General features: G+C 58.0%; 26 protein-coding genes. 5 read left to right on the top strand and 21 right to left on the bottom strand.

The genetic code is table 11. From position 1 onward, the window contains the following. Nucleotides 1–15 precede the first annotated feature (15 nt). A complete protein-coding gene (miaB, locus tag Q4T40_09095) occupies nt 16–1,347 on the bottom strand; it encodes a tRNA (N6-isopentenyl adenosine(37)-C2)-methylthiotransferase MiaB (protein ID MDT8901393.1) in 1,332 nt (443 codons plus the stop codon). Nucleotides 1,348–1,546: 199 nt separating this feature from the next. On the opposite strand from miaB, the gene Q4T40_09090 reads away from it, so the two are divergent. The 4 genes from Q4T40_09090 to Q4T40_09075 all read left to right on the top strand — a co-directional run bounded on the left by Q4T40_09090 (nt 1,547) and on the right by Q4T40_09075 (nt 3,212). Then, nucleotides 1,547–1,798: a hypothetical protein gene (locus Q4T40_09090; GenBank protein MDT8901392.1), complete on the top strand. Its 252-nt coding sequence runs from the start codon at nt 1,547–1,549 to the stop codon at nt 1,796–1,798. 86 nt (nt 1,799–1,884) lie between these two features. Continuing rightward, on the top strand, nt 1,885–2,202 hold the full coding sequence (locus Q4T40_09085) for a hypothetical protein (protein MDT8901391.1): 318 nt from the start codon (nt 1,885–1,887) through the stop codon (nt 2,200–2,202). Between the two features lie 115 nt (nt 2,203–2,317). After that, a complete protein-coding gene (locus Q4T40_09080; protein ID MDT8901390.1) occupies nt 2,318–2,794 on the top strand; it encodes a hypothetical protein in 477 nt (158 codons plus the stop codon). Nucleotides 2,795–2,891: 97 nt separating this feature from the next. Then, nucleotides 2,892–3,212: a hypothetical protein gene (locus tag Q4T40_09075; protein ID MDT8901389.1), complete on the top strand. Its 321-nt coding sequence runs from the start codon at nt 2,892–2,894 to the stop codon at nt 3,210–3,212. 89 nt (nt 3,213–3,301) lie between these two features. On the opposite strand, the gene Q4T40_09070 is transcribed toward Q4T40_09075, so the two are convergent. The 15 genes from Q4T40_09070 to recA form a co-directional block, all read right to left on the bottom strand. Continuing rightward, nucleotides 3,302–3,895: a hypothetical protein gene (locus Q4T40_09070; GenBank protein ID MDT8901388.1), complete on the bottom strand. Its 594-nt coding sequence runs from the start codon at nt 3,893–3,895 to the stop codon at nt 3,302–3,304. A 3-nt stretch (nt 3,896–3,898) separates the two neighbouring features. Beyond that, a complete protein-coding gene (locus Q4T40_09065; protein ID MDT8901387.1) occupies nt 3,899–4,093 on the bottom strand; it encodes a hypothetical protein in 195 nt (64 codons plus the stop codon). 178 nt (nt 4,094–4,271) lie between these two features. After that, complete coding sequence (locus tag Q4T40_09060; protein MDT8901386.1) at nt 4,272–4,634, bottom strand: hypothetical protein; 363 nt, start codon at nt 4,632–4,634, stop codon at nt 4,272–4,274. 158 nt (nt 4,635–4,792) lie between these two features. Next, a complete protein-coding gene (locus Q4T40_09055) occupies nt 4,793–5,161 on the bottom strand; it encodes a sulfite exporter TauE/SafE family protein (protein ID MDT8901385.1) in 369 nt (122 codons plus the stop codon). Further along, nucleotides 5,158–5,601, bottom strand: a complete 444-nt coding sequence (locus tag Q4T40_09050) for a sulfite exporter TauE/SafE family protein (protein MDT8901384.1) — start codon at nt 5,599–5,601, stop codon at nt 5,158–5,160. Before Q4T40_09050 ends, Q4T40_09055 begins: the two co-directional genes overlap by 4 nt. Before the next feature lie 79 nt (nt 5,602–5,680). Then, nucleotides 5,681–6,028: a DUF3870 domain-containing protein gene (locus Q4T40_09045; GenBank protein ID MDT8901383.1), complete on the bottom strand. Its 348-nt coding sequence runs from the start codon at nt 6,026–6,028 to the stop codon at nt 5,681–5,683. A 12-nt stretch (nt 6,029–6,040) separates the two neighbouring features. Next, nucleotides 6,041–6,871, bottom strand: coding sequence for an Asp23/Gls24 family envelope stress response protein (locus Q4T40_09040; protein ID MDT8901382.1), 831 nt, complete (start codon nt 6,869–6,871; stop codon nt 6,041–6,043). A 77-nt stretch (nt 6,872–6,948) separates the two neighbouring features. After that, nucleotides 6,949–7,242: a translation initiation factor 2 gene (locus Q4T40_09035; protein MDT8901381.1), complete on the bottom strand. Its 294-nt coding sequence runs from the start codon at nt 7,240–7,242 to the stop codon at nt 6,949–6,951. 54 nt (nt 7,243–7,296) lie between these two features. Continuing rightward, nucleotides 7,297–8,118, bottom strand: coding sequence for a PHP domain-containing protein (locus tag Q4T40_09030; GenBank protein ID MDT8901380.1), 822 nt, complete (start codon nt 8,116–8,118; stop codon nt 7,297–7,299). After that, complete coding sequence (locus Q4T40_09025) at nt 8,112–9,605, bottom strand: leucyl aminopeptidase (protein MDT8901379.1); 1,494 nt, start codon at nt 9,603–9,605, stop codon at nt 8,112–8,114. The genes Q4T40_09030 and Q4T40_09025 overlap by 7 nt, the downstream gene beginning before the upstream one ends. 106 nt (nt 9,606–9,711) lie before the next feature. Then, a complete protein-coding gene (locus Q4T40_09020) occupies nt 9,712–9,972 on the bottom strand; it encodes a stage V sporulation protein S (GenBank protein ID MDT8901378.1) in 261 nt (86 codons plus the stop codon). A gap of 148 nt (nt 9,973–10,120) precedes the next feature. Beyond that, nucleotides 10,121–10,639: a hypothetical protein gene (locus Q4T40_09015; protein ID MDT8901377.1), complete on the bottom strand. Its 519-nt coding sequence runs from the start codon at nt 10,637–10,639 to the stop codon at nt 10,121–10,123. Nucleotides 10,640–10,790: 151 nt separating this feature from the next. Then, nucleotides 10,791–12,338: a ribonuclease Y gene (gene rny / locus Q4T40_09010; GenBank protein MDT8901376.1), complete on the bottom strand. Its 1,548-nt coding sequence runs from the start codon at nt 12,336–12,338 to the stop codon at nt 10,791–10,793. A gap of 188 nt (nt 12,339–12,526) precedes the next feature. Then, a complete protein-coding gene (locus Q4T40_09005) occupies nt 12,527–12,979 on the bottom strand; it encodes a regulatory protein RecX (GenBank protein MDT8901375.1) in 453 nt (150 codons plus the stop codon). Next, nucleotides 12,963–14,000 carry a recombinase RecA gene (gene recA / locus Q4T40_09000; protein MDT8901374.1) on the bottom strand — a complete coding sequence of 346 codons (1,038 nt, stop codon included), beginning with the start codon at nt 13,998–14,000 and terminating at the stop codon, nt 12,963–12,965. Before recA ends, Q4T40_09005 begins: the two co-directional genes overlap by 17 nt. 187 nt (nt 14,001–14,187) lie before the next feature. Between recA and rpmE the strand changes: the two genes are divergently transcribed. Next, nucleotides 14,188–14,400, top strand: a complete 213-nt coding sequence (rpmE, locus tag Q4T40_08995) for a 50S ribosomal protein L31 (GenBank protein ID MDT8901373.1) — start codon at nt 14,188–14,190, stop codon at nt 14,398–14,400. A 35-nt stretch (nt 14,401–14,435) separates the two neighbouring features. Here rpmE and Q4T40_08990 read toward each other — a convergent pair whose 3' ends face one another. The 5 genes from Q4T40_08990 to Q4T40_08970 all read right to left on the bottom strand — a co-directional run bounded on the left by Q4T40_08990 (nt 14,436) and on the right by Q4T40_08970 (nt 20,438). Further along, nucleotides 14,436–16,016 (bottom strand): DEAD/DEAH box helicase, encoded by a 1,581-nt coding sequence (locus tag Q4T40_08990; GenBank protein MDT8901372.1) that lies wholly within the window; start codon nt 16,014–16,016, stop codon nt 14,436–14,438. Nucleotides 16,017–16,089: 73 nt separating this feature from the next. After that, a complete protein-coding gene (locus tag Q4T40_08985) occupies nt 16,090–17,334 on the bottom strand; it encodes a competence/damage-inducible protein A (GenBank protein MDT8901371.1) in 1,245 nt (414 codons plus the stop codon). 222 nt (nt 17,335–17,556) lie between these two features. Continuing rightward, a complete protein-coding gene (gene rimO, locus Q4T40_08980; protein ID MDT8901370.1) occupies nt 17,557–18,882 on the bottom strand; it encodes a 30S ribosomal protein S12 methylthiotransferase RimO in 1,326 nt (441 codons plus the stop codon). 18 nt (nt 18,883–18,900) lie between these two features. Then, nucleotides 18,901–19,932, bottom strand: coding sequence for an extracellular solute-binding protein (locus Q4T40_08975; protein ID MDT8901369.1), 1,032 nt, complete (start codon nt 19,930–19,932; stop codon nt 18,901–18,903). A 110-nt stretch (nt 19,933–20,042) separates the two neighbouring features. Next, nucleotides 20,043–20,438, bottom strand: coding sequence for a hypothetical protein (locus tag Q4T40_08970; GenBank protein ID MDT8901368.1), 396 nt, complete (start codon nt 20,436–20,438; stop codon nt 20,043–20,045). Between the last annotated feature and the right edge of the window lie 37 nt (nt 20,439–20,475).

The following is a 20,475-nucleotide window of genomic DNA, read 5'->3' as shown; positions in this document are numbered from 1 at the left end:
GGCTTTGTACGCGGTCTAAGCAAGTTTTCCCTTCAGGACCCAGGTCTGGGCAGTTTCGATGGTTACCGTCACCAGATCTCCCGTCTGCTCGTTGCCTGTCCTGTCCCAGATGACGATCTTATTGGCACGGGTTCGTCCCATCATCTTATTCGCGTCGTTCTTGCTTTCCCCTTCCACCAGCACCTCGGTCTCGGTGCCGACGAGCCCGCGGTTGATGTCCAGGCTGATGTCGTTCTGGAGGTCCATGAGGCGTTTGAGGCGTTCTTTTTTCACCGCGAGAGGAATCTGCCCGGCCATCGTCGCCGCCGGCGTGCCGGAGCGCTGGGAGTACAAAAAGGTATACGCAGCGTCGAAACGGACTTCTTCAACAAGGGCGAGCGTGTCGGCGAACATCTCGTCCGTCTCTCCGGGGAAGCCGACAATGATATCGGTGGTAAGGCTGGCGCCGGGGACGGCGGCGCGAATCTCGGCGACCAGCTCGCGGTAGGCGGCGGCGGTGTAGCCGCGGTTCATCGCCTGCAGCACGGCGTCGCTGCCGGCCTGGATGGGCAGGTGGAAATGCTCGCAGACGTGGCGGCTGCGCCTGATGGTATCTATCACCTTGGCATTCATGTCGCGCGGGTGGGACGTCATATAACGGATGCGGGCAATCCCCTCCACCCCGTCGACGGCGGCCAGCAGGTCGGCAAAATCGGCGTGACCTGCTTCATCCTTGCCGTAGGAATTGACGTTCTGCCCGAGGAGGGTGATCTCACGGAACCCTTGGGCGGCGAGCTCGGCCGCCTCCCCCACCACTTCCTCGAGCGGACGGCTGCGTTCGCGGCCGCGGACATAAGGCACGATGCAGTAGGTGCAAAAATTGTTGCAGCCGTACATTATCGGCAGCCAGGCGGCGATCTTGTTTTTACGAATGGTGGGCACCCCGGGGGCGAGTCGCTCGGCCTGGTCCCACACCGCCAGCACCCGGCCGCGGGCCTGACCGATCTCGGCGATTATCCCACCAAGCTGGTGGATATTGTGGGTGCCGAGGACGAAGTCAATATGGGGGGCGCGTTTGAACAGCTTGTCCCGGTCCTTCTGGGCCATACAGCCTGCCACCCCGATGATGAGGTTTGGATTGCCCGCTTTCAGGCGCTTGAGTTCGCCGATCTTGCCGTGGATCTTTTTCTCGGCGCTCTCGCGGACACAGCAAGTGTTAATCAGAATCACGTCGGCGTCGGCCGGGCGGTCGGCCTCCTCGTAGCCGAGTGCTCTGAGCTGCCCGGCCAGGCGCTCGGTATCGTTCTCGTTCATCTGGCACCCGTATGTTATCGTGTGGTATTTTTTCTGTTTGCCGTTGTCGTTCACCCAGTCATCACTCCTGGGGCTATTATATCCTATATCCCGACGGGAAAACAAGGAAGCCGAACCGAAGCCGTTCGAACTGTACACAGGACGCCTATAACCTTTTGCTATCGCCGTGTATATGATAATCACAAGGAAAGTGTCGGCTTGAGTTGCCGCCTTGACTTTTCGGCAATCAGCCATCCGTAAAGGAGAAAGGATTATGGAGACTGCTTTGACAGTTTGCTCGTTAATAATGCTGCCGTTGGCGGCGATCGCCGCATACTTCAGCTTCCGGTGCTTCAAGCAGACCGCGAAGTCCCTGCTCGAACTCAAGCAGGCAGTGGAGCAACTTAGCGCCAGAACAAATTTTTCGACCCCCAAGGTCTTGTTCGAAAAACAGATTACCATCTCTCCCGGCCGTCCCGTCTCCAGGCTCGATATCAATCTGGCCGAACAGCCGGCGAAGAAATGAGCTGATTCTTCCCGGCGGCGACCGTGCACCTTGACGCAGGCGGGAGGTTTACCGCGCATTAACCCCAAAAAGCAAGGAGGTGAACCTTGGTGTTCCATATCCTCAACTCAGCCAGCGTCACCGTGCCGGCGGTCATCGCCAATAATGAGATTCATCTCGACGGCACGTGCAACGGCTTTGACGACATAGCGCTCTACGGCCAGATACTCGACGGAGTAACCCCGATGGTCGGCGCCCTTGTCCGCATAACCAACGTTACCGCAACGACGGTCGTGGGCCACACGTACTCGGGCTGCAACGGCAACTATATGTTCGCCATCCCGGCCGGCAGTATAACAACCGGCGACGAGATTCTTATCGAAATAGTCGGCTCCGACCGCACTCCTGCTGCCTGCATTTCTTGAAACGCGGTGGCGCAAGCTTCGTGATGCCCCCCCATATAGGCGGAGTCGAAGCGAAGCTTTACATAGATTAAGATCAAAGGTGACGCAAATGAAAGATTCACGGCGGAGGAACGAATTGCGATCCTTTTTGGCGAAACATATGCACATGAGGATAATGCTCGGCACAATCGGCGGCTTTATTATCACCGGCACCCTTATCCGTTTCACCCGTAAGACCATCACCCTCAGAGACGCACAAATTCTTTCCGCCGGCGAAGAGCCCATCAATTTACATATTCTTGTCCAACGGGAAGGCAGTATAATGCTTTGGGGTCTGCCGGAGAACATACCGGCAGACCAGCAAATTGTCCTTACCGGTCAGATTTTTGACAACGACGCCGACACGACGGCCAGCGGCGCGCTTGTGAAGGTAATGCTCCTGCGCAGCGGCTGGCACCCGCAGACCTTGGGCTTCACCTATAGCGGCCGCGACGGCTGGTACATGTTCCCCCTCCGGCGGGATAAGCTCTTTCCAAACGACCGAATCATGATCCAGGTAGTGGGTCCGGATGACAGCCGTCAACACTCGGATTGCAACACCCCGCAGACTTGAGAGAACCTCCGCTCATTTTCATTGTCAACACGGATTGATACGTAACCTTTTTCTGTAAACTAACATATGATGTAATGAGAATGAAGGAGGTGATACGATGTTTTATATTCTCAACTCCGCCAGCACCCCGGTCCCCGCATCCATTACCAACAGCGAAATCACCCTCGGAGGGACAAGTAACGGGTATGACGACGTAGCTGTATACGGCCAGATTCTTGACGGGGTCACTCCGGTTGTAGGCGCCCTTGTGCGTGTCACCAACGATACGACTTCGACAATCCTGGGGCATACCTACTCCGGCTGCGACGGCAATTATATGCTGGCTGTACCGGCCGCGAGCTTGACGGCAGCGGACAATATACTCATTGAAGTCATCGGCACCGACCTCACGCGCACCCCGACCGCCTGCGCAACCTAAACAGGCTTTCTGGCGCAGTATATTAAAGCGAAACGAAACACCGTTTCCGGTCCGCGGCCGTGAAACGGTGTTCATTTTGTTTTTGCCATTCAGTCGAGCGGTACTGATAGCCTGACACCGATTCTCAGCTTGCTGCGACGGTCGGCGTCATAGCTTACCGCCGGTCCAAGGTAACCTGTACGCTTAAAAACAGTCACCCGCCGCAACAGGGCTACATCGGCAGCCTGGGGGTACAATGTCACCTCCAGCAGCCGCTTGGGATAGGGCTTTATGCCGTAAACGTTCAGGTTAAGCGGCTTATCGGGCGACAGTGCGTCAACCTTCGGAGCCTTTTGAGGCGCTGCGGGGTCGGTGACGAGAAGATACCCGCCGCTTTTGGCGGCGATTTTATCCAGCTCTGCTTTCACCGTCCCGCCCGTACTCGGAATCACTTCATCCGGTGGCCCGGACGCAGCCTTTTCGATCATTTTGGCGGCTTCGGACGCCTGCTTGTCGCCGAGCTTAAGCCCGGCGCTTTCCGCCGCTTTTTTTTGGCCGGCGACAGTTGCAGCGTTTTCCTGGCTTACTTGTCTCACCGTGTCCTGCTTCGCGAAATAATGCCAGGCGAAAATAACCGCCACGACAAGTGCGGCTACCATAATGATACGACCGTAAAAGCGGGCCTCTTCTTTCCACACGGACATGCGCTAACCTGTCAAAAAGCCGTGAAACAACCAGCCTGCCGCGACGCCGGCGACAAAAGCGATACCCAGTAGTTTTCGCACCGTCGCATTGAAAGCTGCGAAGCGTTCGCGGATTTCCTCTTCCTGGTTATCGAGCCAGTCCGCTTTTCCGGAAAGTATCTGGCCGACGTGCCGAAGCCAATCGGTCAACCATTTCATAATATCCCTCCCACTATATATGTATGCTAGAGCGGCAGCTTACGTAATAGCGGCTATGGGGCGCACGGCGATATTTGCCATTGACGCGGGGGTCTTCGTATACCTCGTCTTCTCCGGTGCGAAAAAAAAAAGAACCGGAGCCCCTGGTGCTCTGGTTGTCAGTCGTCGGATTATATTTTCACGAAAGCCGTTCAATGGCCCGGTCGAGAACAAAGGCGATATCGGAGCGGGCGGCGTGGTGGTCCCTGAGTTTGGTGAGCTGGCGCAGGACCGATTCCTTGGCCCGGTCGCGGGACGGCAGGTTGACCACCTCGTCCGGGGCCTTCTCCCCCAGTTTGGCGAGCAGGTCGATCTTGGACCGGCTGGAAAGCTGGCTGGGTGGCATATTGAAAAGGTGTTTTTCGAGGTTTTTCTGAGCGGTAGGCAAGCTGCTGCCCAGGTAAAGGGCCGTTGTGCGAGGGGCTTTTTTCTCTTTGTCCCAGTAGGAGGACACAAGGTATGCATAATACCGGTTGCTCAGTTTACGCCACGTAATATACATAGTGATATCTCGCTCCGATCATGTTGTTATGTTAGTAACAATAAATTAAAAAGTTATTACTATGATAGCACGGATTGTCAGGAGTTGGCAATCGGTTTTGCGCGAAATATATCGATAGATAGTAAAAAAAATCCACCCGTGTCGGATGGATTTTTTGGCTATTTTTTTGCTTTGACGGCGACCATGCGAATACCGGTGTAGATGATGAATATGCCGAACAGCTTTTTCAGGTCGTTGCCGGGGATGTACTGCACGAAGTTGGCGCTGATAAGCGCGCCGACAATCGCTCCCATGGCCAGCATGCCGGCTGTGCGGTAGTCGACCATCTTGTCTTTATGGAAGTGCCACAGAGCCACAAGTGCGGTGGGAATGATGACCAGCATCGAGATGCCTTGGGCGGTGTGCTGGGCGATGCCGAGGATGAAAACCATCAACGGCACCATGACGGCGCCGCCGCCGATGCCGAGGAGCCCGCTGAGAACGCCGCCGATCAGGCCGATGGCAAAAGTGAGAAGGATCGCCGTCATGACAGCACCATCCTTACGCCCGCCAGGATAAGCATTATCCCGAACAGCTTTTTAAGCTGGGCGGCCGGCAGTTTTTTCGCCAGGCGGGCGCCGACAGAAGCGCCCAACATGCTGCCGACGACGATGTTAAGGGTTATGCCGAGGTCAAGGTTGCCATGCAAGCCGTAAACAAGGGCGCCGACCATACCGGTAGGCACCACCACCGCCAGTGAGGTGGCCTGGGCGATATGTTGGCTGAAGGCGAAATATGTGACCATTATCGGAACCATGAATACGCCGCCGCCGATGCCGAGCAGGCCGCTCAGGCTGCCGACGGCGAAACCCACGCCGACTAGTTTGAGTGATTGATTCATCCGGGAGGGCTCCCTTGTCGTATATTCGGCCGCACCGGGCCGTAGTGAAAACGCAAAAGATAACAAAAATGCCGCAAAAGCGTTCACAATCCCTGGTTGCCAGGCTGGCCAAACTAACACGCGGAGGACCGGCACCGCCGACGACGGGTTATCAACAGCCCGAAGCCTAGTCGAGCATGGCCGGCAAGGCCCCCTCCTTGAAGCTCCGGTATTTGTCAAAGCAAATGCGCAGGGCGGTGATGATCGCTTTCTTGGCGCTGCCCTGATAGACTTGATCTATCAGGCGAACGAGCGGTTCGGGGCCGTTTTTGAGCGATTGGCCGATGAGCGTTTCGGCGACGTGCTTGCGAGCCACCTGGGTCGCAAGGGTGCAGTCGGCTTCGAGGATGGTCTCGGTCTCCATGTCCACAAGGATAACGAGGCCGATAACGCGGTAAAGTTCGGTAGCGGTTATGCCGGTGGGCAGTTTGGCATAGCCCGAAAACAGCACCCGACGACCTATAGGCTTCGGCAAGACACTCCCCCCTTAATCTATACTCAAACGCCGTACTTCAATGTTGACGTCTTTGACCATCATGCCTGTCATGTATTCGACCATGTTTTTGATGCGTTGCTGGGCGTTCAGAAGAATGTCCCTGAGCGGCAGCCCGTATTTTATAGTTACGTCCAAGGATATGGAAATCCCTTTTTCCCGGTCCTGAGAATTTTTAATATGCACCTGCCCGGTCCGGGTAATCGACAGGTCGCTGGTAGCCACATTATCGACGATGGCGGCGATAGCGGCGTCGGCGATGAACAGTTTGCCGTAATAGCTAAAAGTCGGACGGACGATGGATTTTTCGCCGAGTTTGCGTCGCTTGGCGGCCGACTGCGGCTTCTTGAAGAATATCTCCAGCGGGTCGATAAGATAACCCGAAAAATAAGGCTTGAGCTCGATTGTGGGGACGGGAATTATATGGCGGCCTTCCTTCGCCCTGCTTTCCCGCGCTTTGGCGATCTCCTGCTTGCTGGCGATGTCTTCGATATTGATTACCTTGCTGACCGGCGGAAGATGCAAAGTATCGACAATTTTGTTGACCATGTTGCGGGAGGTGCCCAGGATCAGGAGCCGTTTGGGACGGATTGACTCGATGCCTCGGCGCACCTCTTCGGCGTGATCGGGCTCCATAAAGATGGCCCGTTTGACGGCGCGAATCTTGCTCGGCTCCTTTTTGGCGGAGCGGCCGGCGATGATTTTGCTGTCCTTGATGAGCAGTCCGTCGTCAATGATGCCGTCAACGTTATGGTCGTGGGCGACAATCAGCGCGCGGTGGCTTTTCCCCGTCCCGCTCGGACCTACTAACGCGATGACCTCCATAGTGACGGCCTCCTTAATCGGCTGGCAACATTAATTTGCCTGCTCATAAATAAAAATAAACACCTTTGCAGGTGTTGTCAAGTAAAAGTATTTCCTGTCCGATTATTGCCGACGGACAGCAGCCGTAGTTGTTCCTCAAGCTCGGTGATGCGGATGTTGCGGTGCATGATGGCCCGAGCGTAGCGGCAGTTGTTCTGCTGAAGCTTCTCGTTCTGGGTCGACAGCTTTTCGAGCTGGTCGCGCTTCTCCTTCTCCAGAGTGTCGATAAGGTTCATCAGCACCCGACGGCTGATGCGCAGCGCCTCAACCTTGTCTTCAAGCTCCCGGACGCGAGCCCGGAGTTCTTCCACGACGGCGGTTTCCTCGCCCATAAAGCCTCCCCCTGTGGCGTTCTCTACCGAGATTATATGCTTTCATGGCCTGTTTCATGCCTGGACAGGCCTTTTGAGGAGGTGTACGGCGAGGTCGCCGGGGACAACGAACTCCCCGAGGGTTTCCGGAAACCGGCCGGGAATGCCGTGAAAGTCGGAGCCGCCTGTCACAGCCAGCCCGTATTCATCGGCCATGGCAAGATACCTGGCGGTCGCTTCCTTATCGTGACTGGGATGATAGGCTTCGATGCCGTCGATGCCGAGTTCCAGCATTGCGCGCACCACCGCGTCGTCGCCCACCAGTCCGGGATGGGCCAACACTGCAAGACCGCCGGCATTTTTTATCAAAGCCACGGTGCCGGCCGGGGTGAGCTTGTAGTGAGGCACATAGCCGGGCTTGCCACGTTCGAGAACAGTATCGAAAACGGCGGCCACATCGGGGAAATAGCCCTCTTCGACAAGTGCGTGCGCCACGTGGGGCCGCCCCACGGACGAGGAGGCGCCGGCAATCGCCAGTACACGATCATAGGCGACCGGGTAGCCCAGGTCAGCCAGTTTGGCGACCATCCGTTCGGCGCGGGTGAGGCGGTCGCCGGCGATCAACGCTAACTGGCGGTTGAGTTCGGCGTCGGCGGGGTTGAAAATATAACCGAGGATATGGACTTCACACGCCGGGAGATCGGTGGAGAACTCGATTCCGGGTATAAGAACGGGCCCGCCCGCTGTCCGGCCAACAAGGGCGAGGAAGCCGTCAAGGGTGTCATGGTCGGTAATCGCCAGATGGCCGAGACCTGCCCGGGTAGCTTGCGCCCATACTTCCTCCGGTGTGTAGCGTCCGTCCGAGGCAGTCGTGTGGACATGCAGGTCGGCTACCATGAGCCCAGGCTTTCCGCCAGATTGACCAGTGTTCGCACGCCGACCCCGGTGGCCCCCTTTACATTGCACCCGTTTTCCTTATCGCTGGCGACGGTGCCGGCGATGTCGATATGGACCCACGGCTTGCCGCCGGTGAAGCTGGCGATGAACAACCCGGCGGTGATGGCCCCTGCAGGCCGGCCACCGGAGTTTTTCAGGTCGGCGATATCGCTCTTGATCTGTTCCTTGTATTCTTCGAAAAGCGGCAACTCCCACATCTTCTCACCCACACCTTCCGAGGCTTCCATCACCCGGCGGCACAGGTCGCGGTCGGTGGCCATAACGCCGGAGGTGACGTTGCCGAGCGCGACGACGCAAGCGCCGGTTAGGGTGGCCAGGTCGACGATATGGGTAGCGCCCAGGCGAAGGGCGTAAGCGATGGCGTCGGCGAGAATCAGGCGGCCCTCGGCATCGGTGCTGATGATCTCGATCGTTTTCCCGCCGAGCGACTCGATAACATCGCCGGGGCGGAAGGCGTAGCCCGAGGGCAGGTTCTCGGTGCAAGGAACGACGGCGAGGATGTTGACCGGCGGCCCGAGTTCGGCGATGGCCTGCATTGCGCCGAGAACGGCGGCGGCTCCGGCCATATCGTCCTTCATCTCGTGCATGCCTTCGCTGGGCTTGAGCGAAATCCCGCCGCTGTCGAAGGTAACCCCCTTGCCGACCAGGGCGAGAAGATTCTTGCTGCCGGGGTTGCCGGCATACTTCATGACGATCAGCCTGGGCGGCTCATGGCTGCCCTGAGCCACGGCCATGAAGGCTTTCATCCCCAGAGCCGCTATCTTCGCTTCGTCCAGCACCTCAAGCTCCAGGCCGCGGTTGCCGGCGATTTCCGCCGCCTGCTCCGCCATCCTCGCTGGCGTCATATAGTTGGCGGGATGGTTTACAAGATCGCGGCACAGGCTTACAGCGGCGGCAATTGTCTGTCCCCGGCGCGCACCGACGGTTATTGGCGGGACTTTGTCGGCATCGCCCGCGATGATATACAGCTTCTCTGGGACGATAACATCATCTTTTTCGGTTTTATACCGGCGGAAACGGTAATTGCCCAGCAGCGTACCCTCTACAAGCGCCTGTACGGCTGCCTGCGGATCGAAACCGGCTCCGTGGATCACAGTCGCAACCGTGCGGGCCTCGAGCTTTTGAGCGGCTCTGATGGCGGTGCCGGCAACGCCGCGCAGGCGGTCGAGCGTGAATTCCTCCTGTTTTCCGAGGCCGAGGAGAACTACCTGCTTGGCTCCTATGCCTGAGCATATGTGGAGAACAGCGGATGAGCCGTACTTTCCGGCCCCCTGCTTGCCGCGGATAAGGCTTGCGATCTGCCCGTTGAGGGCCGTGTCCACCGCCCCGGCGGCGCCGCCCGGCAGGCTGACCCCCTCGAAAATGCTGACTATTAGGGTGTCACAAACTATTTCAGTGATTGAACCGGTAACGACTTCGACTTGCATGATTTCACTCCTTGTCTCCAAGATGCATCCACCCCTATATTATGCCTACCTTCGGCGACGGGCAACAAAAAACCTGTTCCCGGGGGAACAGGTTTGCCGATATGGTTTAGCGGGGTTCGACGATGAGCTTTATGGCGGTCCTCTCTTCCCCGTCAATCATGATGTCGGTAAAAGCAGGTATGCAGATAAGGTCGACGCCGTGGGGGGCTACGAAGCCCCTGGCTATCGCTACCGCCTTGACTGCCTGGTTGAGGGCGCCGGCGCCGATCGCTTGCATTTCCGCTCCGCCGCGTTCTCTAAGCACGCCCGCCAATGCGCCAGCCACGGAGTTAGGGTTTGACTTTGCAGAAACTTTCAGAACTTCCATGCTTGTAAGTACCCTCCTTCAATGTTTAGCGTAATAGCTACAAGTTCTCGTCGTTGAGGTATTCGGTACTAGCAGGAAAATTCCTTTTTTTTCATGGGAAAAATTCAAATAATTGCAACATTTGGTATAAAATTGCCGAAAAAAGTAATTATTTGTTAAAAACCAGCACGCGGCCGTCTTCGCGAATGCCGATCAGCCCGTTACCGTTGTGATCCTGTTTCATGCTCTCCAGCATGGTGCCGATGACTTCCTCCTGCACAAGGAGGTCCTCTTCAAGGATGGCGTCGTTTTCGTCGGCTATCAGGCGATCTTGCAAGCCCTCATGGAGCAGGGCGATGACCAGGGCGATCTCGCCCCGCGAAAGGGTCCCCACGTCGCGGCGAAGGGTAAGCATGGCCACCTGGTCGCAGGTGCTGCACCAAACCTCGGCGCTGCCGTCCTTTATTCCTTCGAGGGAATGATACGCATCGATACTGGCGAGGAGACGCTCTTCAATGGCGGCAAGCTCTGCTGCGGCAGGAGTGCCGGAGAGCATAAAGGTCAGGTTGATGGTGCCGGTGTCGGCGTCATAATTGACAGTGCCGATTTCCGGATAACGAACCAAAATCGATATTAACAGATTGGCGCCGTGGGATATGCGTTCAGAGTCCTGCTGCAGCTTCGGCAACTTATCTCACCGTCCGTACAAATAGTAATATGAAAGCAGCTTTTATTAGGGGTATTCTCGTCGCCGGAGGTCAATTCCTGCCGGTGCGGCGGTTGGCAGAAATTAAAAAACGGCCTGTCGCCAGGCCGTTTTTCTTGTTTGGGGAGTCGCTTTATTTCGCGTAATCCACCGCGCGGGTTTCCCGGATTACCGTTACTTTTATCTGACCTGGGTATTCCAGCTCGTTCTCGATCTTTTTCACTATATCGCGGACAAGGCGGATCGCAGTCAGATCGTCGATCTTGTCGGGTTTTACGATTATGCGGACTTCGCGTCCGGCCTGAATGGCGAACGACTTGTCAACACCATCGAAAGAATCGGCGATTTCTTCAAGGCGCGTGAGGCGCTTGAGATAGCTTTCCAGGGTCTCGCGACGGGCTCCTGGCCGGGCTGCCGACACTGCGTCGGCGGCGGCCACAAGCACCGCTTGGACAGTCTTGGGCTCCTCGTCGCCGTGATGAGCGGCGATGGCGTTGATTACTTCAGCCGACTCGCGGTATTTCTTGGCAAGGTCGGCGCCGATGGTGACATGCGGGCCTTCCACCTCGTGGTCAACCGCTTTGCCGATGTCGTGAAGAAGGCCGGCGCGTTTGGCGAGCATCACGTCAACGCCGAGTTCGGCGGCCATGACACCGGCCAGATGGGCGACCTCGATGGAATGTTTGAGGACGTTCTGCCCGTAGCTGGTGCGGTATTTAAGACGCCCGAGCAGTCTGATGATCTCGGGGTGCAGGCCGTGGACACCGGTCTCGAACGTAGCTTGCTCGCCAGCCTCCTTGATCTTCTGTTCGACTTCCTTTTGGGCCTTCTCGACCATTTCTTCGATGCGGGCAGGATGGATTCGGCCGTCGACGATCAGTTTCTCGAGAGCGATTCTGGCCACTTCCCGCCGGACGGGATCAAATCCGGACAGGATAACCGCCTCAGGAGTATCGTCGATGATGAGGTCAATGCCGGTGAGCGTTTCCAGGGTACGGATGTTGCGGCCTTCGCGACCGATGATGCGGCCCTTCATTTCATCGTTGGGCAGGGCCACCACCGATACCGTCGTCTCTGCCACATGGTCGGCGGCGCAGCGCTGGATGGCGAGAGATATGATCTCCCGGGCCTTCTTATCGGCTTCGTCCTTGGCTTGCTGCTCAAGTTCCTTAATGAGCATCGCCGTCTCGTGCTTGATCTCTTCCTGGACGTTGGCCAACAGGAGGTTGCGGGCTTCATCCGAAGTCAGGCCTGACAATCTTTCCAGCTCAGCCAGTTGTCTGGCGTACAGCTCGTTGATTTTTTCCTGGCTCTTCTCCAAATCAGCTTCCTTGCGGCTGAGTGACTCTTCCTTTTTCTCCAGCGAATCGATCTTACGGTCGAGATTCTCTTCCTTTTGCACCAGCCGGCGTTCCTGCCTCTGGAGCTCAGTGCGGCGTTCCTTGATTTCGCGGTCAGCTTCGGTTCTTAGTCTGTGGATCTCTTCCTTGGCTTCCACCAACGCTTCCTTTTTCTTGGATTCGCTGGCTTTTTGCGCGTCCTCCAAAATCCTTTTGGCGGCGTCTTCGGCAAGGGCGATCTTGGACTCGGCGATATTACGCCTAATGTAATAACCGATGCCGGCTCCTAGCAGTCCGGCAACGACCGCAGCAATGATTAGTTCAAAAGTGATAGTTTCCACCTCCTTTTCCGTTAAGATACGGGTAAAGCCGAGTATCAACTCGGCTTTTAAACATGTTCACCGATTGCTATCCCTGTAATTCAACTATCATACACGTTTGGCCAATCTAATTGTAAATGTTTTTCAAACAAGTGTCAAGTTGACAAAATGTCTTACACGGTAAAACCTGTCGACATCCGGGGGCCTGGTCAGTCGTAGCCGTAGGCGTGGCGAAGAACGGCCAGAACCGTCTCGCCATCGAAGCCGCGGGCGGCGAGAAAACGGCCGACCTTGGGGGCATCGGCCGCCGTCGCCCTTGGAAAGCGGCGAGCGGCCAGAGCAATCGCCCGGTCATATTCCCCCGACGGGTCATAGCCGGCCAGAGCGGCGTCGACCGCCGTCTTCGACAGGCCACGCTCCATAAGGCGGCGGCGGATACCGAGGCGGCCATGCTGTCCGTCCTCGATATACCTGGCAGCCAGACGGCCGGCCAGGTAATCATCGTTCAAATAGCCGCGCGCCTTCAGGACGGCAAGGGCGGCGTCCGTCTCCTCCCCGCCGTAGCGGCGGAGCAGCTTCCGCCGCAGTTCCTGTTCGCTGTGGTCGCGGGCGGCAAGCAGCTTAACCGCCGCCGGCAGACAGGCTCTACTCGGCGAGGTCATCGTCGGCTTCGGCCGCCGCGCTGGAAACCTTTAGGACGCCGGCCAGCAGCGATTCGCGGATCTTGGCTTCGATATCGTCGGCGATATTCGGGTTTTCGCGGAAGAAATCCTTGACATTCTCCCGCCCCTGTCCGAGACGGTGTTCGCCGTAGGAATACCACGCACCGCTCTTGCTGATTATGTCAAGCCCGGTGCCCATGTCGACGATGCAGCCGGCGCGGGAGATGCCCTCGCCGTACATAATGTCGAAATCGGCCTGCTTGAAAGGCGGCGCGACTTTGTTCTTTACGACCTTGACCCTGGTGCGCGTGCCGACGATGTCGTTGCCCTGCTTGATGGTCTCGGACTTGCGGACTTCGAGGCGGACGGAGGCATAGAACTTGAGGGCCCGCCCGCCGGTGGTCGTTTCGGGGTTGCCGAACATCACGCCGACCTTCTCGCGGATCTGGTTGATGAAAATCGCCGAAGTGCGGGATTTCGAGATGATGCCCGTCAGTTTGCGCAACGCCTGGGACATAAGGCGGGCATGGAGGCCGACGTGCGAATCGCCCATCTCCCCCTCTATCTCCGCTTTGGGCACGAGGGCGGCAACCGAGTCGACGACGATAACGTCGATCGCGCCGCTGCGCACCAGCGCGTCGGCGATTTCCAGGGCCTGCTCGCCGTAGTCGGGCTGGGAGATGAGCAGGTTGTCGATATCGACGCCCAGTTTTTTGGCATAAATGGGATCGAGGGCGTGCTCGGCATCGATGAACGCGGCAATGCCGCCCGCCTTCTGGGCTTCGGCGATGATATGGAGCGCAACCGTCGTCTTGCCGGACGACTCGGGGCCGTAGATCTCCACCACCCGGCCGCGGGGAATGCCGCCCACGCCGAGGGCGACATCCAGCGACAGCGCGCCGCTGGGTATTACGTCGATATTCATCTTGGCGGCGATCTCGCCCATCTTCATGATCGAACCCTTGCCATGATCCTTTTCGATCTGGCGCAGTGTATGCTCAAGAGCCTTAACCTTATCCATGCTTGTCCTCCCATACAATTTCTAGCCTTATTTTACCAAACGCCTGTTCGGTCTGTCAACAATGAAAATATTTGTCGTCCGGTACGGCGAACAGGTAAATATAGTAAAAATTATCTTGGCTGGCAGGAACTATTTAGAATTGGGAGAATATTTGAGCTTATGAAATTATTCTAAAGGAGGTCTGGCGTTGAAGGAAAAAATCCATCCCCAGTTCCACCAGGCAACCGTCACTTGCGCCTGCGGCAACAGTTTCGTCACCGGCTCGACGAGGAAGGCCCTGAAAGTTGACGTTTGCTCAAAATGCCACCCCTTCTTCACCGGGGTGCAGAAGATAGTGGATACGACCGGACGGTTGGAACGGTTCACGAAGAGATTCGGCCTCGACAAGAAAGACCTGTAGGAAGAATAAAGGCGGAGGGCGTTAGCCCTCCGCCTTTATCTTGCCTTGGCGGGTTCGACGTTTATTTTGTAGCCCTTGATTGTATTCTTGTGCATAGCCGCGATGACCCTTTCGGCCACATCGGCCGGCACCTCTACGAAGCTGAACTTGTCATAGATGTCGATGGCGCCGATGAGGTTGCCGGTAAGGTCGGCCTCTTCGGCAAACGTGCGGACGATGTCCTCGGGACGGATTTTCTGGGCGCGACCGATGTTGATAAACAAGCGGACCATGCCTTTCTTGGCGCCGGTATCAGCAAAATGCGTTTTATCGTCGTTTTTCTCGCGGAAGCCTTCGAGAAGGAGCTTGAGAGCGGCGGCGGCGATATCGAGGCCGTCGTAGTCGGGGGCCAGGTCGGCGACCACGTCGTGGTAAGCGGTGTAGTCGCCCTGTTCCATCACATAGACGAGGCGACCCTTGAGCGCCTCGCGCTGGCGATCGAGGATGTCGGCCGACGACGGCAGTTGGCCGCGGATGATACGGGTCTTGGTCGACTTTTCGATCAGCTTGAGCTGGCGGAACTCACGCGGCTCGATAAAGGTAATCGCCACCCCCTTGCGCCCCGCCCGCCCGGTGCGGCCGATGCGGTGGACGTAAGATTCGGGGTCTTGCGGAATATCGAAGTTGATGACATGGGTAACGTGTTCGATATCGAGGCCGCGGGCCGCGACATCGGTGGCGACGAGGATCTCCAGATGGTTATCGCGGAATTTCTTCATCACCCTGTCGCGCTGGGACTGGGTCAGATCGCCGTGGAGGCCGTCGGCCATGAAGCCCCTGGCCTGCAGGGAAGCCGTAAGTTCGTCGACCCCTTTCTTGGTGCGGCAGAATACGATCGCCCGGGCATTGCTTTCCGTCTCCAACACCCGGCAAAGGCCGTCGAGCCGGTCCCGCGTCTCATAGTAGAACTGATCGATGAGGGGCACGGTGATATTCTCGCGGCTTACAGAAACCTCGACCGGATCTTGCATGTAGCGGTTGGCGAGCGATTTGATCTGCAGCGGCATGGTGGCCGAAAATAGGAGTGTCTGCCGTTCCCCGGGCACAGCCTTCAGGATATCCTCAATGTCGTCGATGAAGCCCATGTCGAGCATCTCGTCAGCTTCGTCCAGCACCAGAGTCTGAACATGGCCGAGCTTGATCGTGCCGCGGCGGATGTGGTCGAGCAAGCGGCCGGGCGTGCCGATGACCACCTGGACGCCGAACTTCAGGGCCCTTATCTGCCTGTCGATCGGCTGGCCGCCGTAAACAGGCAGCGTTTTAATCCGCCGGAACTTGCCGATTTTGGCCAGTTCTTCGGCGACCTGATTGGCCAGTTCGCGGGTTGGCGTGAGGACAAGCGCCTGAACCTGGCGGCTGTCGGGGTTGAGCTTTTCCATGATCGGTATGCCGAAGGCAGCCGTTTTGCCGGTGCCTGTCTGGGCCTGGCCGAGAACATCGCGGCCGGCGGCGACGAGGGGGATGGTCTGCGTTTGGATGGGAGATGGTTCCTCGAAGCCCATCTCGGTAATGGCGGCGAGAATTTTCTTACTGAGCTGAATTCCGCCGAAAAAGCCTGCTTCGTTACTGTGTTTCAAGAATGCTTTCCTCCTAAATTATTGATTAAGGCTTTGTGTTAATGGTCGCAGCAGCTGCGACACGGTATTGCGGCTATATAACGCCTAAAACATACTGGCGCAGATGATTAAGCGCGGCCAGTGCCGTACGGTGCCTGATGAACGAGCGCGGCCCGGTCAGGTTATACCCGAAGCACTTCGTGCCCGACGGGCCGGCAATGGCTATGAAGACCAGGCCGACCGGCTTGCCGGGTACAGCGCCGCCGGGGCCGGCGATGCCGGTGATGCCGATGCCGAGGTCTGTCCGGAAACGGTCGCGGATGCCCTCCGCCATTGCTATGGCGGTCTCGCCGCTGACCGCGCCGTGGGCGGCGATAATCTCGGCCGGAACGCCGACAGCGGACGTCTTGACCTCGTTGCTATAGCACACCACTGCCCCGGCAAGATACGCCGAACTGCCGGGAACATCAGTGAGTCTGCTGCTTACGAGACCGCCGGTGCATGACTCGGCGAGGGCGAGCGTGAGGTTTTGCGCGGCCAGGTGACGGCCGACGACCGCCTCCAGCGTATCTTCATCCTCGCCGAATATGTACTCGCCGATGTGCGCGCGCAAGCGCCCTTCAAGATCGGCGATCAGCGCCCGCGCTTCCGCATCGGACGACGCCTTGGCCGTCAGCCGCACATGGATTTCGGCGTTGCGCGCCAGCAGCGCAATCGTTGGGTTGCCCTGGTTTTTGATATAGTCCTTGATACGCTCTTCGAGCGACGATTCGCCGAGGCCAAAGGTCCTCAGGACTTTGGAGAGGATGGTCCCCTGCAGCTCAAAACGCTCGCGGAGGTACGGGATAACGGCGTTCTCAAGCATATGCTCCATCTCGTGGGGTGGTCCCGGCAGGTGAATCACGGTTTTTCCGTCCGCTTCGATCACCGCGCCGGGAGCAGTGCCCCGCGCGTTGTCGAGAACTATGGCCCCTTCGGGAAACATGGCCTGGCGGATGTTGTTGTCAGGCATCGTGAGGCGGCGGGAGGCGAAAAAGCGCTTTATGTTTTCGAGGCTGGGGGCGTGCAGTTGCATGGGGCGCCCCAGCAATTCGGCGGATACCTCTTTGGTGATGTCTCCCTGTGTGGGACCGAGGCCGCCGGTAGTAATCACGATGTCGGCCCTGGCGAGCGCGGTCGACAAGACCTGGGTCATCCGCACCCGGTTGTCGCCGACCGTGGACTGGAAAAGGACGTCGAAGCCGATCTCGTTGAGCCGCCTGGCCATATAAGGCGCGTTGGTATTCACTATCTGCCCAAGGAGCAGCTCCGTACCAGTACTGACGATTTCCACTATCATTATTATATCACCCCGTATGAATCTTCGCGGTTGTTTGCCCGATTCCTTTCGCAGGCCTGATACGGCCGTGCGTCCGGACATGAATAACCCCCAGTCACGTTGTTGGTCCTGCCAGCTTGCTTGCCGTACTTTGCGCAGTACTGTCTCCGCTCGCTCGCCCGGTCCGCCAAGTTTTCTGGGGGATTCTGGATCGGTCCACCAACGTGTGAAAAGACATCGCTATTATTCTTCTTCGCTTCGCTCCGCAAGCAGGTCATAAGCAAAACCCTGGACGACGCGGGCTTTGATGAAACATCCGGGTTCGGCGGCGGCGTTTTCGACATAGACGCGCCCATCGACGTCCGGGGCCTCGCGGTAAGAGCGGCCGCGGACCACCCCGTCCTCCTCCGTTCCTTCCACCAGGACGTCAAGCTCCCGGCCGACGAGGGTGGCGCCGATCTCCTCGGAAATCTTCGCCTGAATAGCCATGAGCGTATGGTAACGTTCCTGCTTGACTTCATCGGCGATCTGGTCCGGGCGCCGGCCGGCGTCGGTTTCGTCCTCCTGCGAGTAGGTGAACACGCCGACATGGTCGAAACGCTGGGCTGTAACGAAATCGCGGAGCGCGGCGAAATGCTCCGCCGTTTCGCCGGGAAAGCCCACTATGAACGAGGTGCGGATCGCGACGCCGGGGATCGAGGCGCGGATCTTCGCCAGCAGCCTTTCGGTGTCGGCGCGGCTGTCGCGGCGGTTCATAGCGCCGAGGATATCGTCGTGGGCGTGCTGCAAGGGCAAATCGACATACTTGCAGATTTTCGGCTCGGCAGCGATAAGCTCGATCAGTTCATCGCTGAAATAGCGCGGATAACAGTAAAGCAGCCGCAGCCACACCAGCCCTTCCACCTTCACGAGCGCCCGCAGGAGATCGGCGAGGCGGGGCTGGCCGTAAAGGTCGCGGCCGTAGCTAGTGGTGTCCTGGGCGATGAGATTTATCTCCTTAGTCCCTTGGGCGACGAGCCGTTCCACCTCGGCGACCACCGATTCGACCGGGCGGCTGCGGAATTTGCCCCTTAGCCTGGGGATCACACAGAACGAGCAGCAGTTGCTGCAGCCCTCGGCGATCTTGACATAGCTGCTGTACGTAGGCGTGGTCACCAGGCGCGGCATGGTATGGTCGTAAATCGTCTCGCTGTCGCCGGCCAGCACCAGGCGTCGGCCGGCAAGAGCGGCGTCAATGGCCTCGCCGATGCGGTGCCAGGCGCCGGTGCCGACGACGGCATCCACCTCCGGCAGCTCGTCGAGAAGTTCCTCGCGGTAACGCTGGCCGAGGCAACCGGCCACGATCAGCGCCCGGCAATTGCCGTCCTGCTTATAATCGGCCGCCTGCAGGATGGTGGCGACCGACTCTTCTTTGGCTGCGTCGATAAAGCTGCAGGTGTTGACGATGATTACCTCGGCTTCGCCTGGGTCGTCGGTTATTTCGATATCGCGCGCGGCCAGGAGGCCGAGCATAACCTCGGTGTCGACGAGATTCTTCGCACAGCCGAGACTGATGAATCCGGCTTTCAGGAACGGTTCCCCCTTCAGCTAGCGTGGGCTGAGGCGCACAGTATGCACCCACTTATCCAGCAGCCTGGTTTTCTGATCGGATGATAGAACGGATTTGACCGGAAACGTCACGATTTTCCTCGCGTTGTTGTCTTTCGCAAAAGCATTCTCCGGGCTTGTGGGAATGACGAAAACCTTGTTCTTTATCAACACCTTCTGCGGTTCATCGCCTGTCAGCCAGTCGATGAACCGGCCGGCCTCGGCCGCCTGGGGGGCTCCTGCCGCCAGCCCCGCGCCGGTGACGCTCACCGCCGTGCCGTCGGCAGGCACGATAATCTGCAGCGGAAAACCGTCCTTGATATAGCGGATGGCTTCGCTCTGAACTGTTACGGCTATATCGGCCTCGCCGAGGCCGGTCATGCGCGACGGTGTGGCCAGGAATTTGGCGTACTGGGCGATCCCGGAATGTAGCTTGGTCATGTAGGCCAGCGTCTCTTCCTCCCCTTTGGCCGCCGCCATCGCATAAAGAAGATTGGCGGCCTCATCCGCGACCAGGAAATCGGTCATGACGAAACGGGCGCCGGTCGTTTCCGGAAGATCGGCCCACTTTGCGGGCGGGTGCGGCAAGTTTTTGAGGAAGTCGCGATTAACGGCGAAAACCACCGGATCATACCACAGCCCGATCCACAGATTATCTTTCTCACTGAACCGCGAGGGGATGATATCGGTCTGGACCGAGGCGTAAGGGGCCAGGAGTCTGGCCCGTTTGGCGGCATCCAGGGTAGCGGTGTCGGCGACGACAAGGTCGGCGCGCGGTGCATCCTTCTCGGCCTTAAGCTTGACAAGCAGGTCGGTCGCGGCCATCGGCACAACGCTTACACGGACGCCGGCCGCCTTTTCGTATTCCTGGGCAAGGGCGGCCATCTGGTCGACCGGAATACTGGCGTAAACGACGATATTCTTAACGTTATCCGGGTTTTGTCTGCTTGCCTGGCCGGCGAGAAAAGTGCCGGCGGTCGCGGCGACAACGAGCAGAAACGATATGAGGAGCAGCGGAAAGTAACGCCGCATAAAAAATGCCTCCAAAGCATAAAATGATACTTAGGGCCTTAATTACTATACCCTGTATCTATTCGGCGCGCAACAGAAAAATCCTAGCGGCAGACGAAAACGGTGGCAGTTTATACCACCGTCAACGGATAAGAGGCGGATGTTATTACGTTATCATGCGAATCAGTCAACGTGACCCGCACCTCATATGTGCCGTCGTGGGTGAAATCGATGTTTTCCAGGAGCAGGCTGTTGACTTGGCGGTAGGTACTGTCGGCGAGCGTGAAGGGGCCGTTCTCGCCGCTCGCCACTACCCGGCCGTCGGGAGCGATGATCTCGCTCTTCTCCCTGTACCAGTCGGCGTCGCCTTCACTGCCGCCCCGCCAGATCGTCAGAACGGTGAAGGGCTGGGAATAGCCCATTGTGTACTGGCTGAATTCATTATGGATGTCGTGATGGCCTTCGCTGTCGGTCGTTACCCCTTCGCACAGCAGGGCCGCCTGAAGGTAAGGCTGGCTGTGAACCATGGCTCTCCCCCATCTCCGTCAAGTAATCGCGTTAAAG

It is taken from the genome of Selenomonadales bacterium 4137-cl (assembly GCA_032334055.1).
In the GTDB taxonomy this organism is placed as follows: domain Bacteria; phylum Bacillota; class Negativicutes; order Sporomusales; family UBA7701; genus Anaeroselena; species Anaeroselena agilis.
Note: the sequence above shows the minus strand (reverse complement) of the source record. Positions and strands in the feature narration are given on the sequence as shown.

What these genes read in the sequence shown, in the direction of transcription:
- Q4T40_09090 (MDT8901392.1), top strand. Translation starts at nt 1,547, where the DNA reads ATGGAGACTGCTTTGACAGTTTGCTCGTTAATAATGCTGCCGTTGGCG.
- Q4T40_09075 (MDT8901389.1), top strand. Translation starts at nt 2,892, where the DNA reads ATGTTTTATATTCTCAACTCCGCCAGCACCCCGGTCCCCGCATCCATT.
- Q4T40_09070 (MDT8901388.1), bottom strand. Translation starts at nt 3,895, where the DNA reads ATGTCCGTGTGGAAAGAAGAGGCCCGCTTTTACGGTCGTATCATTATG.
- Q4T40_09065 (MDT8901387.1), bottom strand. Translation starts at nt 4,093, where the DNA reads ATGAAATGGTTGACCGATTGGCTTCGGCACGTCGGCCAGATACTTTCC.
- Q4T40_09060 (MDT8901386.1), bottom strand. Translation starts at nt 4,634, where the DNA reads ATGTATATTACGTGGCGTAAACTGAGCAACCGGTATTATGCATACCTT.
- Q4T40_09055 (MDT8901385.1), bottom strand. Translation starts at nt 5,161, where the DNA reads ATGACGGCGATCCTTCTCACTTTTGCCATCGGCCTGATCGGCGGCGTT.
- Q4T40_09040 (MDT8901382.1), bottom strand. Translation starts at nt 6,871, where the DNA reads ATGGAGGTCATCGCGTTAGTAGGTCCGAGCGGGACGGGGAAAAGCCAC.
- Q4T40_09035 (MDT8901381.1), bottom strand. Translation starts at nt 7,242, where the DNA reads ATGGGCGAGGAAACCGCCGTCGTGGAAGAACTCCGGGCTCGCGTCCGG.
- Q4T40_09030 (MDT8901380.1), bottom strand. Translation starts at nt 8,118, where the DNA reads ATGGTAGCCGACCTGCATGTCCACACGACTGCCTCGGACGGACGCTAC.
- Q4T40_09025 (MDT8901379.1), bottom strand. Translation starts at nt 9,605, where the DNA reads ATGCAAGTCGAAGTCGTTACCGGTTCAATCACTGAAATAGTTTGTGAC.
- Q4T40_09020 (MDT8901378.1), bottom strand. Translation starts at nt 9,972, where the DNA reads ATGGAAGTTCTGAAAGTTTCTGCAAAGTCAAACCCTAACTCCGTGGCT.
- Q4T40_09005 (MDT8901375.1), bottom strand. Translation starts at nt 12,979, where the DNA reads ATGACCTCGCCGAGTAGAGCCTGTCTGCCGGCGGCGGTTAAGCTGCTT.
- recA (MDT8901374.1), bottom strand. Translation starts at nt 14,000, where the DNA reads ATGGATAAGGTTAAGGCTCTTGAGCATACACTGCGCCAGATCGAAAAG.
- Q4T40_08985 (MDT8901371.1), bottom strand. Translation starts at nt 17,334, where the DNA reads ATGATAGTGGAAATCGTCAGTACTGGTACGGAGCTGCTCCTTGGGCAG.
- Q4T40_08975 (MDT8901369.1), bottom strand. Translation starts at nt 19,932, where the DNA reads ATGCGGCGTTACTTTCCGCTGCTCCTCATATCGTTTCTGCTCGTTGTC.
- Q4T40_08970 (MDT8901368.1), bottom strand. Translation starts at nt 20,438, where the DNA reads ATGGTTCACAGCCAGCCTTACCTTCAGGCGGCCCTGCTGTGCGAAGGG.